We start from the raw sequence: 14,443 nt of genomic DNA, 5'->3' as shown, positions 1-14,443 counted from the left end.
CGGGTAGAGTAGTGCCTCGGCACGCAACCCTTTAAGCCCGTCCCGTGAGGCGGGGAAGGAGGCAAACGCCGGTGACTTCTGGCGCCCCAGCACGAGTCGTTCTCTCCGAGCACGACATCTCCCGGGCTCTGACCCGGATCGCGCACGAGATCGTCGAACGCAACAAGGGCGCCGAGGAGGTCCTGCTACTCGGCATCCCCACGCGCGGCGTCCCGCTCGCCACCAGGATCGGCGCCCGGATCGTCGAGGCCGAATCCGGGCGCGTGAGTGCCGCTGAACTCGTCGGCACGATCGATCCGACGATGTACCGCGACGATCTGCGCCGCCAGCCCACCCGCGGTCTGGAACCCACCCGCATCCCACCGGCGGGACTGACCGACAAGGTCGTGGTTCTCGTCGATGACGTGCTCTATTCGGGCCGCACCGTGCGTGCCGCACTCGACGCCCTCTCGGACGTGGGCCGTCCCCGCGCGGTGCAGCTCGCAGTGCTCGTCGACCGCGGGCACCGGGAGCTGCCGATCCGTGCCGATTACATCGGCAAGAACCTGCCGACCGCCCGGCACGAACGTGTGAGCGTCCATCTGAGGGAGCTCGATGACGCTGACGAGGTGGTGCTCTCATGAGGCACCTGCTCTCGGCCGCCGATCTCAGCCGCGAGGAGGCCATCACCATCCTCGACACGGCCGCGACAATGGCGGCCACCCAGTCCCGGGCGATCAAGAAGCTCCCGGCACTGCGGGGGCTGACCGTCGTGAACCTGTTCTTCGAGGACTCCACCCGCACTCGCATCTCGTTCGAAGCCGCCGCCAAGCGCCTGTCGGCTGATGTCATCAACTTCGCCGCCAAGGGGTCCTCGGTCTCCAAGGGGGAGTCGCTGAAGGACACGGCGCAGACGTTGCAGGCGATGGGCGCCGACGCCGTGGTGATCCGTCACTCGGCGTCCGGCGCTCCGCACCGGCTCGCCACCTCGGGCTGGATCGATGCCCCCGTGGTCAACGCCGGTGACGGGATGCACCAGCATCCGACCCAGGCACTGCTCGACGCCTTCACCATGCGCCGTCACCTGATGCCCGAGGCCGGTACCGGTGCCGGTCTGGACGGCAAGCGCGTGGTGATCGTGGGGGACGTGCTGCACTCCCGGGTGGCACGTTCGAACGTGGACCTGCTGCACACCCTCGGCGCCGAGGTGACGCTGGTGGCACCACCCACGCTGCTGCCGATCGGTGCCTCGACATGGCCGTGCCGGATTTCCTACGACCTCGACACCACCATCGCCGAGCAGGCGCCGGACGCCATCATGATGCTGCGGGTACAGCGCGAACGGATGTCGAGCGCGGGCGGCGGGTTCTTCCCCTCGGCCGCCGAGTACTCCCGCCGGTACGGCCTCGACGCCGCACGCTTCGAGGCGCTGCCTGGCCACGCCCTGATCATGCACCCCGGTCCGATGAACCGCGGCCTGGAGATCTCTGCCCGGGCGGCTGACTCGGACCGCTCCACCATCGTCGAACAGGTCGGCAATGGCGTGGCCGTACGTATGGCCGTGCTCTACCTGGTGCTCGCCGGCAACGAAGGGACGCCCTCATGACCGACTACCTCATCACCGGTGCCCAGCTGCCTGAGGGCTCGATCACCGATCTGCTGCTCGCCGATGGCCGCATCGCCGCGACCGGAGCGGACGCCGCCGACATGGCCGGTGCTCGAGCCGGTGCTCAGGTCCACCGCATCGACGCCCACGGCCTGGTGGCCCTGCCCGGCCTGGTCGATCTGCACACGCACCTGCGCGAGCCCGGCCGTGAAGACGCCGAGACCGTCGCCTCCGGCACCCGGGCGGCGGCCGTGGGCGGCTACACCTGCGTGCACGCCATGGCGAACACCACCCCGGTGGCCGATACCGCCGGAGTCGTTGAGCAGGTATGGCGCTTGGGCGAGGATGCCGGGTGGGCGCAGGTGCGGCCGGTGGGGGCCGTCACGGTCGGCCTGGCGGGGGAGCAGCTCGCCGAGCTGGGTGCGATGGCCTCCTCAGCGGCGCGTGTTCGTGTGTTCTCCGATGACGGTCTGTGCGTGCACGACCCGGTGCTGATGCGCCGGGCACTGGAGTACGTCAAAGCCTTCGACGGCGTGGTGGCCCAGCATGCACAGGAGCCGCGCCTGACCGCAGGTGCTCTCATGCACGAGGGCATCGTCTCCGCCGAGCTAGGCCTGACCGGATGGCCGGCGGTCGCGGAGGAGGCGATCATCGCCCGGGACGTCCTGCTCGCCGAGCATGTCGGCTCGCGAGTGCACATCTGCCACCTGTCCACGGCCGGCTCGGTCGACATCGTGCGTTGGGCCAAGGCACGCGGGATCCAGGTGACCGCCGAGGTCACCCCGCACCACCTGATGCTGACCGATGAGGCGATCCGTGGCTACGACCCGCAGTTCAAGGTCAATCCGCCGCTGCGCACCGCCGAGGACGTCCAGGCCGTGCGGGACGGCTTGGAGGACGGCACGATCGACATCGTGGCCACCGACCACGCCCCGCACCCCAGCGAGGACAAGGACTGCGAGTTCGCCGCTGCCGCGATGGGGATGACCGGGCTGGAGACCGCCCTGTCGGTCGTGACCGAGGCGATGGTGGCGGACGACTCCCGCGACTTCGGCTGGCAGGACCTCGCGCGCACGATGTCGGCCACCCCGGCCCGCATCGGCCGGGTGACCGGGCAGGGACGGCCGCTCGCTGCCGGTGAGCCCGCACATCTCACCCTCGTCGATCCGTCCGCCCGTTGGACCGTGGACCCCGCCGGGCTGCGTACCGCAAGCGAGAACACCCCGTTCGCCGCCCGAGAGCTGCCGGCTCGCGTGATGGCCACCTTCTACCGCGGCGTGGCGACCGTGCTCGACGGCCAGCCGCAGGACGGGAGCACCCGATGACCACGACCACACTGATGCCGAAGGACCATGCCGTGACCGGAACCTCAGACCTCGCCCTTCTTGTGCTCGAGGACGGAACGATCGTGCGTGGCCGGGCTTACGGTGCGCGCGGCGTGACCTTCGGAGAGATCGTGTTCTCGACCGGGATGACCGGCTACCAGGAGACCCTGACCGACCCCTCCTACCACCAGCAGATCGTGGTGATGACCGCCCCGCACGTCGGCAACACCGGTGTCAACGACGAGGACCGGGAGTCCAGTCGCATCTGGGTCTCCGGGTACGTGATGCGTGACCCGGCACGGCGCCCGTCGAACTGGCGCTCCCAGCGCAGCCTGGACGAGGAGCTCCAGGCACAGGGAGTCGTCGCCATCAGCGATGTCGATACCCGGGCGCTGACCCGTCGCCTGCGCGAGGGCGGGGTGCTGCGTGCCGGCATCTTCTCCGGAGAGGCGCTGCCGGACGTCGTCGACGCGCGCACCGAGTCCGAGTTGCGCGAGCAGGTGCTCGCCTCACCGGAGATGGCCGGCGCCGACCTGTCCGGTGCCGTCACCACCACCGAGGCGTATGTGGTCGAACCCACCGGGGACTTCGCCGGGAAGGAACCGATCGGCACCATCGCCGCCCTCGATCTCGGCATCAAGGCCATGACACCGCAGCGGATGGCCGAACGCGGTCTGCGTGTCCACGTACTGCCTGCGGCCACCACCCTCGAGGAGGTGCAGGAGCTGGCGCCGGACGGGGTGTTCTTCTCCAACGGGCCCGGTGACCCGCAGACGGCTGAGCATGCGGTCGACCTGCTTCGCGGTGTCCTGGACGCGAGAATCCCGTTCTTCGGGATCTGCTTCGGCAACCAGCTGCTGGGCCGCGCACTCGGGTTCGGCACCTACAAGCTCGCCTACGGGCACCGCGGGATCAACCAGCCGGTGCAGGACGTGACCACCGGCAAGGTGGAGGTCACCGCGCACAACCACGGGTTCGCCGTCGACGCACCGATCGGTGACGCGACCACAGCCCCCTACGACGACGGCCGCTACGGCCGGGTGCTCGTCTCCCACGTCGGCCTCAACGACAACGTCGTGGAGGGCTTGCAGTGCCTCGACCTGCCTGCCTTCTCCGTGCAGTACCACCCGGAGGCTGCTGCCGGACCCCACGACGCCGCCTACCTGTTCGACCGCTTCGTCGACCTGCTCACCTCGACCACGAAGGACCACGCCTGATGCCCCGCCGCACCGACATCTCCAGCGTCCTGGTCATCGGCTCCGGGCCGATCGTCATCGGCCAGGCCGCCGAGTTCGACTATTCCGGCACCCAGGCGTGCCGCGTGCTCCGGGAGGAGGGACTGCGGGTCATCCTCGTCAACTCCAATCCGGCGACGATCATGACCGACCCCGAGTTCGCCGATGCCACCTATGTCGAGCCGATCACACCGGAGGCGGTAGCCGCGATCATCGCCAAGGAGAAGCCCGACGCGCTGCTGCCCACCCTGGGCGGCCAGACCGCACTCAACGCCGCGATCGCACTGGACGAGGCCGGGGTGCTCGCCGAGCATGGGGTCGAGCTGATCGGGGCCAACATCGAGGCCATTCACCTGGCCGAGGACCGGGAGAAGTTCAAGGGTGTGGTCGAACGCTGCGGTGCTGAATCCGCCCGCAGTTCCATCTGCCACTCGATGGACGAGGTGCTCGCGGCCGTCGAGGATCTGGGCTATCCGCTGGTGGTGCGCCCCTCCTTCACCATGGGCGGCCTCGGATCCGGTATCGCCTTCGACGAGGCCGAGCTGCGGCAGATCGCGGGAGCCGGCCTGCACTACTCACCCACGACCGAGGTGCTCCTGGAGGAGTCGATCCTCGGCTGGAAGGAGTACGAGCTCGAGTTGATGCGCGACCGCAACGACAACGTGGTGGTCGTCTGCTCGATCGAGAACGTCGACCCGGTCGGGGTCCACACCGGCGATTCGACCACAGTTGCGCCTGCGCTCACCCTCACCGACCGCGAGTACCAGAAGCTGCGCGATGTTGGCATCGCCGTGATCCGCGAGGTGGGCGTGGACACCGGGGGGTGCAACATCCAGTTCGCCGTCCATCCCGACACCGGCCGTGTGGTCGTCATCGAGATGAACCCGCGGGTCTCGCGGTCCTCGGCGCTGGCCTCGAAGGCCACCGGCTTCCCGATCGCCAAGATCGCGGCGAGGCTCGCCGTGGGGTACACGCTGGACGAGATCCCGAACGACATCACCGGATCCACACCGGCCTCCTTCGAACCCACCCTGGACTACATCGTGGTCAAGGTGCCGCGGTTCGCATTCGAGAAGTTCCCCGCCGCCGATCCGACGCTGACCACCACGATGAAGAGCGTCGGTGAGGCGATGGCTCTCGGCCGCAACTTCACCGAGGCGCTGCAGAAGGCGATGCGCTCGATCGATTACACCGGCTCCAGCTTCGACTTCTCCTCGCCGGCGCCCGACGCCGAGGAGACTGCGGCGCTGCTGGAGTCGATCCGTACGCCGACCGATCACCGGATGCTGGACCTGATGCGCGCGATCCGCGGAGGGGCGGACCTGTCGGAGCTGTTCGATGCCACCTGGATCGACCCGTGGTTCCTGGATCAGCTGCAGCTGCTGCACGAGGTGGCCGAGGAGGTACGCGCCGCTCCGGCGCTGACCACCGAGGTGCTGGCCCGGGCCAAACGGCACGGTTTCTCCGACGAGCAGATCGCCGGCATCCGCCGGCTGGGTGAGGCGACCGTCCGGGAGATGCGGCACGCCTATGGCCTGCGTCCGGTATTCAAGACCGTGGACACGTGCGCAGCCGAGTTCGCCGCCCGTACGCCGTATCACTACTCCAGCTATGACTCCGAGACCGAGGTGCAGCCACGGGAACGCCCGGCGGTTCTCATCCTGGGCTCCGGGCCGAACCGAATCGGTCAAGGGATCGAGTTCGACTACTCCTGCGTGCATGCGGCGCTGGCACTGAAGGACTCCTACGAGACGGTCATGATCAACTGCAACCCGGAGACCGTCTCCACCGACTACGACACCGCGGACCGGCTGTACTTCGAGCCGCTCACGTTCGAGGACGTGCTCGAGATCTACGAGGCCGAGCTGGCCGCCGGCCCAGTGGCGGGCGTGATCGTCCAACTGGGTGGCCAGACCCCGCTGGGCTTGGCCGACCGGCTGGCCGAGGCGGGCCTGCCGATCTGGGGGACTCCGCCGTCAGCGATCGACGCAGCGGAGGACCGCGGTCAGTTCGGTGAGGTGCTTGTCCAGGCCGGCCTGCCCGCACCGGCATTCGGCACCGCCAGCACCCTGGTGGAGGCGAAGGAGATCGCCGACCGGATCGGATACCCCGTGCTGGTACGGCCCTCCTACGTGCTCGGCGGGCGCGGGATGGAGATCGTCTACGACGAGGCGCAGCTGGTGGACTACGTCTCCCGTGCCACCGGCACCAGCAGCGAGGGGAGCAGGCTCCCGGCTCCCGTGCTGGTGGACCGCTTCCTCGACCAGGCGATCGAGATCGACGTCGACGCCCTCTACGACGGCGAGCAGTTGTTCCTCGGTGGCGTGATGGAGCACATCGAGGAGGCCGGGATTCACTCCGGTGACTCCGCATGTGTGCTCCCGCCGGTCACGCTCTCGGACTCGATGATCGCCCGGATCCGCACCTCCACCGAGGCCATCGCGGCCGGGGTCGGCGTTCGCGGCTTGCTGAACATCCAGTTCGCTCTGGCTGCCGACGTGCTGTACGTGCTGGAGGCCAACCCCCGCGCGTCCCGGACCGTCCCGTTCGTGGCCAAGGCCACGGGCGTGCCGCTGGCAAAGGCCGCGGCGTTGCTGATGAGCGGGCAGTCGATCGCCGACCTGACCGCCTCGGGAGTGCTGCCCGACACCGACGCCTCGGTGACCGACCACGGCGCACCGCTGGCGGTCAAAGAGGCCGTGCTTCCCTTCAAGCGTTTCCGGACGGCGGCCGGTCAGGTCGTCGACACGGTGCTCGGCCCAGAGATGCGCTCCACCGGTGAGGTCATGGGCTACGACGTGGACTTCCCCCTCGCCTTCGCCAAGTCACAGGCGGCCGCGTTCGGCGGTCTGCCGACGACGGGCACCGTGTTCGTCTCGGTGGCCGACCGGGACAAGCGCTCCCTGACGCTGCCGGTGAGCCGGCTCGTCGAGCTCGGTTTCCGGATCCTGGCAACGGCGGGCACCGCATCGGTGCTGCGGCGCAACGGGATCGCCGCGCAGGTGGTGCGCAAGGCTTCGCAGGGGCCCGGGCCCGACGGGGAGGGGACGATCATCGACCTCATCACCGCGGGAGAGGTCGACATGGTCCTGAACACCCCAGGTAGCAAGGGAGCACGTGCCGACGGATACGACATCCGGGCCGCCACCACCGCCGCTGACAGGGCGATCGTGACGACCATGCAGCAGTTCACGGCCGCGGTACAGGCGATCGAGGCGATCCGGCGGGGTCCCTTCGCGGTGAAGTCGCTCCAGACCCATGACGCCGACCGGGCCGAGCGACTACGTGAGGTGGAGGCGACCGTGGCCGGGGTGGGCGAGTGAACGCTGCCGGGGCCACGATGCCCCCACGTGCGCCTTTCGGGCGTCGGCTCGCGGCCGCGATCGACACCTACGGGCCGCTGTGCGTGGGCATCGACCCGCACGAGGAGCTACTGGCCGCTTGGGGGCTACCCAGCGCCGCCGATGGGGTGCGGGAGTTCGCTCTGCGCACGGTGGAGGCACTTCGTGACGTGGTCGGCGTGGTCAAGCCCCAGGCTGCCTTCTTCGAACGCTTCGGCAGCCCTGGTGTGGCGGCGCTGGAGGAGACGATCGCAGCGTGCCGAGCAGCGGGTCTGCTGTGCATTGTCGATGCCAAGCGTGGCGACATCGGCAGCACGATGGGCGGATATGCCAGCGCCTACGTCGGTGAGGATTCACCTCTGGCCGGCGACGCCGTCACCGTGTCGCCGTATCTGGGTTTCGGTTCGCTCGACCCACTCATCGAGCAGGCTCGCGCCACGGGACGCGGCGTGTTCGTGCTGGCGCTGACCTCCAACCCGGAGGGCGCTCAGGTGCAGCATGCCCGCGAGGCAAATGGCACGAGCGTTGCCGCACGGATCGCAGCCGAGGCAGGGCATCGCAACGCCGCCGAGCTCGAGGCAGGTGAGCCCCTCGGCAGCGTCGGCCTCGTGGTCGGGGCGACCGTGGGATCGGCGCCTCGCGACCTCGGGATGGATCTGGCCGCCGTCGGTGGCGCACTGCTCGCCCCGGGCCTGGGCGCCCAAGGCGCCGGGACGGATGAGATCCGCCGTGTCTTCGCCGGAGCCGAGCACGCCGTGCTGCCGTCGAGTTCGCGTGAGATCCTCTCAGCGGGACCAACCGGTCTGGCTGTTGTCGCGCAGCGGGTGCAAGATGGCCTGAGGGATCTGCGGCGTTCCGACGGCGGAACCTCCGATTGATTTGCATCAGCCTGCTCGCTACGTTGCCAGGCATACGTCCTATCCGTCCCCGACCGGCGAGGTGACACACCGTGGCCCTTCCTCCACTCACGCCCGAACAGCGCGCCAAGGCGCTTGAGAAGGCGGCACAAGCCCGCGTGACGCGTGCTGAGGTGAAGAATCGCCTGAAATACTCCGGCGGCAAGCTCTCCGAGGTGATCGCCGAGGGGCAGGAGGACGATGCCATCGGCAAGCTCAAGGTGCTCGCCCTGCTGGAGTCCCTGCCTGGCGTCGGGAAGGTGACAGCACGCACGGTGATGACCGAGGTCGGCATCTCGGAGTCACGCCGGGTCCGCGGCCTGGGTCCGCAGCAGATCGCCAAGCTGGTCGAGCGGTTTGGCTGAGGCGACCACCGACCGTGCCCGCCTGACGGTCCTTGCCGGTCCGACCGCCGTTGGCAAGGGAACTGTGTCGGCTGACGTGCGCTCCCGCTACCCGGATGTCTGGCTGTCCGTGTCGGCGACGACGCGACCGCCCCGGCCTGGCGAAGTGGACGGGGTCCACTATCACTTCCTGCCACCGGAGGAGTTCGCCCGGATGGTCAGCGATGGCGAGTTCCTGGAGTGGGCTGTCGTGCACGGCCGCAACTCCTACGGCACGCCGCGTGGTCCGGTGGAGGAACGGCTCGCTGCGGGGCGCCCAGCCCTGCTCGAGATCGACTTGCAGGGTGCACGCCAGGTGCGTCAGACCATGCCCGAAGCGCACTTCGTGTTCCTGGCGCCACCGAGCTGGGAGGAGCTGGTACGGCGGCTCGAGGGCCGGGGCACGGAGGACGCCGAAGAACGTCAGCGCCGCCTCGCGACGGCGGAGGTGGAGATGGCAGCGGCCGCCGAGTTCGACCATACGATCATCAATGATGACGTCACCCGCGCCACGGACGAGCTCGTGGCGCTGATGGGCGTCACCACACCGGAACGAACCGCCTGACCCGCGTTTGCCGCGGGAGCGGGTAGCATGGAACGTTGGCGGTGGGTCCTCGTACGCCCTCACGGCGCACGAGATGTTCCCGCTGCTACGCACCGACTATCGCGAGGGATCCACATGTCAGGAACTGTTGCCGCACCCGAGGGCATCACCGACCCGCCCATCGACGACCTGCTCAAGGCCGCGGACTCGAAGTACGCGCTGGTGATCTACTCCGCCAAGCGGGCCCGGCAGATCAACGCCTACTACGCGCAGCTGAACGAGGGCCTGCTGGAGTACGTCGGCCCGCTCGTGGAGACCAAGCCGCAGGAGAAGCCGCTCTCCATTGCGATGCGCGAGATCAACGAGGGCCTGCTGACGGCTGAGAAGACCGAGGGCTGACACCCTCGATGCGCATCCTGCTCGGCGTGAGCGGGGGGATCGCCGCCTACAAGGTGCCCTCCGTCCTGCGTTCGCTGCGGGAGGACGGTCACGCCGTCCGGGTGATTCCTACCCGGGCGGCGCTCGACTTCGTGGGGCGCGCCACCTGGGAGGCGCTCAGCGGTGAGCCGGTGACCACGTCCGTCTTCGAAGGCGCCGAGTCGGTGGACCACGTGCGCCTGGGACGCGAGGCGGAATTGATGGTCGTGGCGCCCGCGACCGCTGACCTGCTCGCGCGGGCCGCGGCCGGTATTGCTGACGACCTGCTGACAGCGACGCTCCTGACGGTGACGTGCCCGGTGGTGCTCGCTCCAGCGATGCACACTGAGATGTGGCTGCACCCGGCCACGCAGCGCAATGTGGAGACACTGCGAGAGCGTGGGGTCCACGTGATCGATCCGGCGGTCGGCCGACTCACCGGCGCTGACTCCGGGCCCGGGCGTATGCCCGAACCGCACGAGATCGTCGACGTCGCCCTGGCTGCCGCGGCCGGTGGCGACGATCACGACGGCTCGGACCTGCATGGCCTCCGCGTCGTGATCAGTGCCGGTGGCACGCGAGAACCCCTTGACCCGGTCCGCTTCCTGGGGAATCGCTCCAGCGGGCGCCAGGGAGTGGCCCTCGCTGCGAAGGCAGCAGCGCGCGGCGCCCAGGTGCACCTGGTGGCTGCGAACGTCGATTCCTCGGTGCTCGCGGCTGTTCCGGGCAACGTCCAGATCACGTCGGTCGAGACCACTGCCGAGCTGCAGGACGCCATGCTCGAGGCGTCGGCGGCTTCGCACGTGGTCGTCATGGCTGCCGCGGTCGCGGACTTCCGTCCGGCACGCACACGTACCGAGAAGACCAAGAAGCACGCCGACGGCAGCGTCGAGAGCCTTGAGCTGGTCCAGAACCCCGACATTCTTGCCGGCCTCGTCGCAGGTCGGCGGGAGGGTCAGATCATCGTGGGGTTCGCGGCCGAGACCGGAGACGCCGACGGCTCGGTGCTCGATCATGGTCGCGCCAAGGCCCGCCGCAAGGGCGCTGACCTGCTGGCCGTGAATGCGGTCGGTGCCGACGTCGGGTTCGGGGACGTGCCGAACGAGGTCCATCTACTCGACGCTTCCGGAAGCGATCTCGGCGCTGGTGGTGGCTCCAAGGATGACGTTGCGCACGTGGTGTGGGACGCCGTCGTGAGACTTCTCAACAGCCGGTCGGGCAGCGAGACACCGACGGTGGGCACGCCTGCCGCAGGTAGGCTCTCCGGGTGACCATCCGCCTCTTCACTTCCGAGTCCGTCACCGAAGGGCACCCTGACAAGGTTGCGGACCGTATCTCTGATTCGATCCTCGACGCGATGCTTGAGGCTGACCCGGCGTCCCGGGTGGCCGTCGAGACGTTGGTGACCACCGGCCTGGTGCATGTGGCCGGTGAAGTCACCACGGAGAGCTACGTCGAGATCCCGCGGCTGGTTCGCAGTGTGGTCAACGCGATCGGCTACACCTCCTCCGACATCGGCTTCGACGGTCACTCCTGCGGGATCTCCCTCTCGATCGGGCAGCAGTCGCCCGATATCGCGGCAGGGGTGGACAAGTCCCTCGAGCTGCGGAGTTCGGCCGAGCACGAGGCGACCGGTTTCGATGCCCGGTTCGATGAGCAGGGCGCCGGTGACCAGGGGCTGATGTTCGGGTACGCCACGGACGAGACCCCCGAGTTGATGCCGTTGCCCATCCTGCTGGCGCATCGTCTGAGTGCCCGGCTGACACAGGTGCGCAAGGAGGGGATCGTGCCGGGGCTACGGCCCGATGGCAAGACGCAGGTCACGATCGCCTATGACGGAGATCGTCCTGTGGCCGTGCGCACGGTGGTCGTCTCCACTCAGCATGAGGCGCAGGTGCGTCTGGTCGAGGACCTGGAGCCCGCCGTCCGGGAGCACGTGGTCGAGCACGAGCTCGCGCGTCTCGGAGCCGACCTGGACATCGACGTCAGTAGCTACGAGCTGCTCGTGAACCCCACCGGTACCTTCGTGATCGGCGGCCCGATGGGCGATGCCGGACTGACCGGCCGCAAGATCATCGTCGACACCTACGGCGGGATGGCCCGCCACGGTGGGGGCGCATTCAGCGGGAAGGACCCCTCGAAGGTGGACCGCTCCGCCAGTTACGCGATGCGCTGGGTGGCCAAGAACGTCGTGGCGGCCGGCTTGGCGCGCCGCTGCGAGGTCCAGGTCTCCTACGCGATCGGGCGTGCTCACCCGATCGCGGTATACGTGGAGACGTTCGGTACTGAGACGGTTCCGGTGGAGGAGATCACGGCGGCCATCTCGCAGGTGTTCGATCTGCGGCCGGCAGCCATCATCGACGCATTGGACCTGTTGCGTCCGATCTATGCGCTGACCTCGACCTATGGGCATTTCGGGCGCGAGCTGCCAGAGTTCACCTGGGAGCGCACCGACCGCGCCGACGCCCTGCGCGCCGCGGTCGCCTGACCGCGGCGTCAGCGGCTCGTGATGGGATCGGGTGCTGTGGACGTCGAACAACCGAGCCTGCTCGACCCAGGTGCCGTGGCGCAGCCGCAGCCGGCTGCCTACATCGGTGTGGCCCAGGTGATCGTCGACGTCCCGCTGCCGCATCTGGACCGGACCTTCGACTACGGAATCCCACCCGAGCTGGACGCCGACGTGCACCCAGGTGTGCGCGTGAAGGTCCGCTTCGCCGGGCTCGAGCGCGACGCCTACGTCGTCGGCCGTACTCGTACCTCCGATCACGGCGGGTCGCTCTCTCCGGTGCGGAAAGTGCCGTCCTCTGTGGCTGTGCTCGCCCCGGAGATCCTCTCGCTCGCCCGGCGCGTGGCGCGTCGGTACGCCGGGACCACCACCGATGTCCTGCGCCTCGCCGTGCCGCCTCGCCACGCCACCGCGGAGCGGGCCGTACTCGAGGGTCTCGCCGAGCAGGCCGACGTGCGGATCCCGTGGGAAGAACAAGCCGGCGACGGCGGAGCTCACCTCGGTCAGGAGACGTTGCCCGATCCGCAGGTCGAGCACACCGATCTCGACGCGGCGACGCCGCGCGTGTGGCACCCCTACGCAGGGGGTGAGGCATTCCTGCGCCGGCTCGCAGCCGGGCAGTCACCGCGCGCGGTCTGGTGCGCACTGCCATGGTCGGACGCCGGCGCTGAGGAGCCGCCGCACTGGGCCCGTGCGATCGTGGCCGCTATCCAGGCCGTGCGCGCGGGCGGACGTGACGTCGTCGTGTGTCTGCCCGATCAGCGAGACATCGCGAGCCTGGGCGGGGCACTGACGGCAGCCGGGGTGGATCATGTGGTGCTGAGCGCCGACCAGGGCGCCTCGGCGCGGTACCGCCGCTTTCTGCTCGCACTCACCGGGCAGGCGCACGTGGTGATCGGCACCCGGTCGGCGGCGTTCGCACCGGTACGCAACCTGGGGCTGGTGGTGTGCTGGGACGACGGCGACGATCTGCATGCCGAGCCACGAGCACCGTATCCCCACATCCGGGAGGTCCTGTGCCTACGGGCGGAGGAGGAGTCCGCGGCGGCACTGATCGGCGGGTTCGGGCGCACCCCTCACGCGGAGATCCTGGTCTCGGAGGGCTGGGCGCGGTCGGTGCAGGCGGCGCGGGGACTGGTACGGGCGAGCACACCGCGGGTGAGTGCACCCACTGATGCCGATCTCGCGCGAGAGGGTGCCGCCGGACGGGCTCGTATCCCGGGTGCGGCCGTGCAGGTCGTCCGGCGCGGTTTGAGCGAGGGGCCGGTGCTTGTGCAGGTTCCGCGATCGGGGTATCTGCCGGTGGTGGCCTGCCAGACGTGCCGGACACCGGCACGCTGCGGAGAGTGCCATGGTCCGTTGGCGCTGGACCGTCCGGATGCGACACCGCGGTGCCGCTGGTGCGGGCGGTGGCAGACGCGCTGGCAGTGCGGTACGTGTGAGGGGACGCGGGTGCGGGCAGCGCGTGTGGGGTCGGATCGGACGGCGGAGGAGCTCGGTCGCGCGTTTCCCGGCACTCCGGTGCTGGTCTCGGACCGGGACTCCGGAGTCACCGCTGAGGTGGATGCGCGGCCACGCCTGGTCGTCGCGACCCCGGGGGCGGAACCGGAGGCGCAGGGCGGGTATCGAGCAGGGCTCCTGCTCGATGCTGCGGTGCTGACCGGGCGCCCTGAACTGGGTGCCGCAGTGGAAGCGCTGCGGCGGTGGTTGCGGGCGGCGGCGCTGGTTCGCCCGGATGGTCAGGTGATGCTGCTGGGTCAAGGAGCCCCCGTGCCGGTGCAGGCGCTGGTGCGGTGGGATCCGGTCGGTCACGCGCAGCGCGAGCTGAGCGAACGTGGCGAGCTGGAGTTCCCTCCGATCACGCAGTGGGCTGCCGTGACCGGCGATGCGACAGCGATGCGGCTGTTCAGTGCGCGGCTGCGGCTTCCGGAAGGCGCAGTGACGCTGGGGCCGGTGCCGGTGGAGGAGACGGGCCCGGACGGGGAGCCCTGGGTGCGCCTCCTGGTGCGCTGTCCACGGGATCAGCGGGACGAGTTGGGCCAGGCGTTGGCGGAGGCGGTCGCGATCCGCAGCGCCCGCAAGGAACCAGGTTCGCTGCGGGTGCGGGTGGACCCGGAACGGGTGGTCTGAGGAACCTCTGGGGGCGGCCACAGGCGATCCAGGGAACGGAGCGGGAGTGAGAGACATCGCAACGACTGGTGCGGCAGATGG

At 69.3% G+C, this 14,443-nt stretch carries 12 protein-coding genes; all 12 read left to right on the top strand.

Annotated elements, in window-relative coordinates:
* Positions 1-71 precede the first annotated feature (71 nt).
* The 12 genes from pyrR (at position 72) to IM660_RS09785 (ending at position 14,362) form a co-directional block, all read left to right on the top strand.
* Complete coding sequence (gene pyrR, locus IM660_RS09840) at positions 72-623, top strand: bifunctional pyr operon transcriptional regulator/uracil phosphoribosyltransferase PyrR (protein ID WP_246465247.1); 552 nt, start codon at positions 72-74, stop codon at positions 621-623.
* A complete protein-coding gene (locus IM660_RS09835; RefSeq protein WP_193499122.1) occupies positions 620-1,585 on the top strand; it encodes an aspartate carbamoyltransferase catalytic subunit in 966 nt (321 codons plus the stop codon). Before pyrR ends, IM660_RS09835 begins: the two co-directional genes overlap by 4 nt.
* Positions 1,582-2,910, top strand: a complete 1,329-nt coding sequence (locus tag IM660_RS09830; RefSeq protein ID WP_193499121.1) for a dihydroorotase — start codon at positions 1,582-1,584, stop codon at positions 2,908-2,910. Before IM660_RS09835 ends, IM660_RS09830 begins: the two co-directional genes overlap by 4 nt.
* A complete protein-coding gene (carA, locus tag IM660_RS09825) occupies positions 2,907-4,127 on the top strand; it encodes a glutamine-hydrolyzing carbamoyl-phosphate synthase small subunit (RefSeq protein ID WP_246465245.1) in 1,221 nt (406 codons plus the stop codon). Before IM660_RS09830 ends, carA begins: the two co-directional genes overlap by 4 nt.
* Positions 4,127-7,468: a carbamoyl-phosphate synthase large subunit gene (gene carB / locus IM660_RS09820; protein ID WP_193499120.1), complete on the top strand. Its 3,342-nt coding sequence runs from the start codon at positions 4,127-4,129 to the stop codon at positions 7,466-7,468. Before carA ends, carB begins: the two co-directional genes overlap by 1 nt.
* Positions 7,469-7,485: 17 nt before the next feature.
* Positions 7,486-8,364, top strand: coding sequence for an orotidine-5'-phosphate decarboxylase (pyrF, locus tag IM660_RS09815; RefSeq protein ID WP_193499330.1), 879 nt, complete (start codon positions 7,486-7,488; stop codon positions 8,362-8,364).
* Between the two features lie 71 nt (positions 8,365-8,435).
* The gene (gene mihF / locus IM660_RS09810; RefSeq protein ID WP_193499119.1) at positions 8,436-8,747 is read left to right on the top strand and encodes an integration host factor, actinobacterial type; all 312 of its coding nucleotides are present in this window, start codon (positions 8,436-8,438) and stop codon (positions 8,745-8,747) included.
* Positions 8,740-9,330 carry a guanylate kinase gene (gene gmk / locus IM660_RS09805; protein WP_193499118.1) on the top strand — a complete coding sequence of 197 codons (591 nt, stop codon included), beginning with the start codon at positions 8,740-8,742 and terminating at the stop codon, positions 9,328-9,330. The genes mihF and gmk overlap by 8 nt, the downstream gene beginning before the upstream one ends.
* Before the next feature lie 114 nt (positions 9,331-9,444).
* Positions 9,445-9,708: a DNA-directed RNA polymerase subunit omega gene (rpoZ, locus tag IM660_RS09800; protein WP_159620853.1), complete on the top strand. Its 264-nt coding sequence runs from the start codon at positions 9,445-9,447 to the stop codon at positions 9,706-9,708.
* 8 nt (positions 9,709-9,716) lie between these two features.
* Positions 9,717-10,997, top strand: a complete 1,281-nt coding sequence (gene coaBC, locus IM660_RS09795) for a bifunctional phosphopantothenoylcysteine decarboxylase/phosphopantothenate--cysteine ligase CoaBC (RefSeq protein WP_193499117.1) — start codon at positions 9,717-9,719, stop codon at positions 10,995-10,997.
* Positions 10,994-12,214, top strand: coding sequence for a methionine adenosyltransferase (gene metK / locus IM660_RS09790; protein ID WP_193499116.1), 1,221 nt, complete (start codon positions 10,994-10,996; stop codon positions 12,212-12,214). The genes coaBC and metK overlap by 4 nt, the downstream gene beginning before the upstream one ends.
* A 21-nt stretch (positions 12,215-12,235) precedes the next feature.
* A complete protein-coding gene (locus tag IM660_RS09785) occupies positions 12,236-14,362 on the top strand; it encodes a primosomal protein N' (RefSeq protein WP_193499115.1) in 2,127 nt (708 codons plus the stop codon).
* Positions 14,363-14,443: the final 81 nt, after the last annotated feature.

The sequence above is a fragment of the Ruania alkalisoli genome, assembly GCF_014960965.1.
GTDB lineage: Bacteria > Actinomycetota > Actinomycetes > Actinomycetales > Beutenbergiaceae > Ruania > Ruania alkalisoli.
This window is presented reverse-complemented; position numbering and strand designations above follow the sequence as displayed.

Coding starts and splice junctions, on each gene's coding strand:
- IM660_RS09835 (WP_193499122.1), top strand. CDS start 620: ATGAGGCACCTGCTCTCGGCCGCCGATCTCAGCCGCGAGGAGGCCATC.
- IM660_RS09785 (WP_193499115.1), top strand. CDS start 12,236: ATGGGATCGGGTGCTGTGGACGTCGAACAACCGAGCCTGCTCGACCCA.
- coaBC (WP_193499117.1), top strand. CDS start 9,717: ATGCGCATCCTGCTCGGCGTGAGCGGGGGGATCGCCGCCTACAAGGTG.
- rpoZ (WP_159620853.1), top strand. CDS start 9,445: ATGTCAGGAACTGTTGCCGCACCCGAGGGCATCACCGACCCGCCCATC.
- IM660_RS09830 (WP_193499121.1), top strand. CDS start 1,582: ATGACCGACTACCTCATCACCGGTGCCCAGCTGCCTGAGGGCTCGATC.
- carA (WP_246465245.1), top strand. CDS start 2,907: ATGACCACGACCACACTGATGCCGAAGGACCATGCCGTGACCGGAACC.
- carB (WP_193499120.1), top strand. CDS start 4,127: ATGCCCCGCCGCACCGACATCTCCAGCGTCCTGGTCATCGGCTCCGGG.
- pyrF (WP_193499330.1), top strand. CDS start 7,486: ATGCCCCCACGTGCGCCTTTCGGGCGTCGGCTCGCGGCCGCGATCGAC.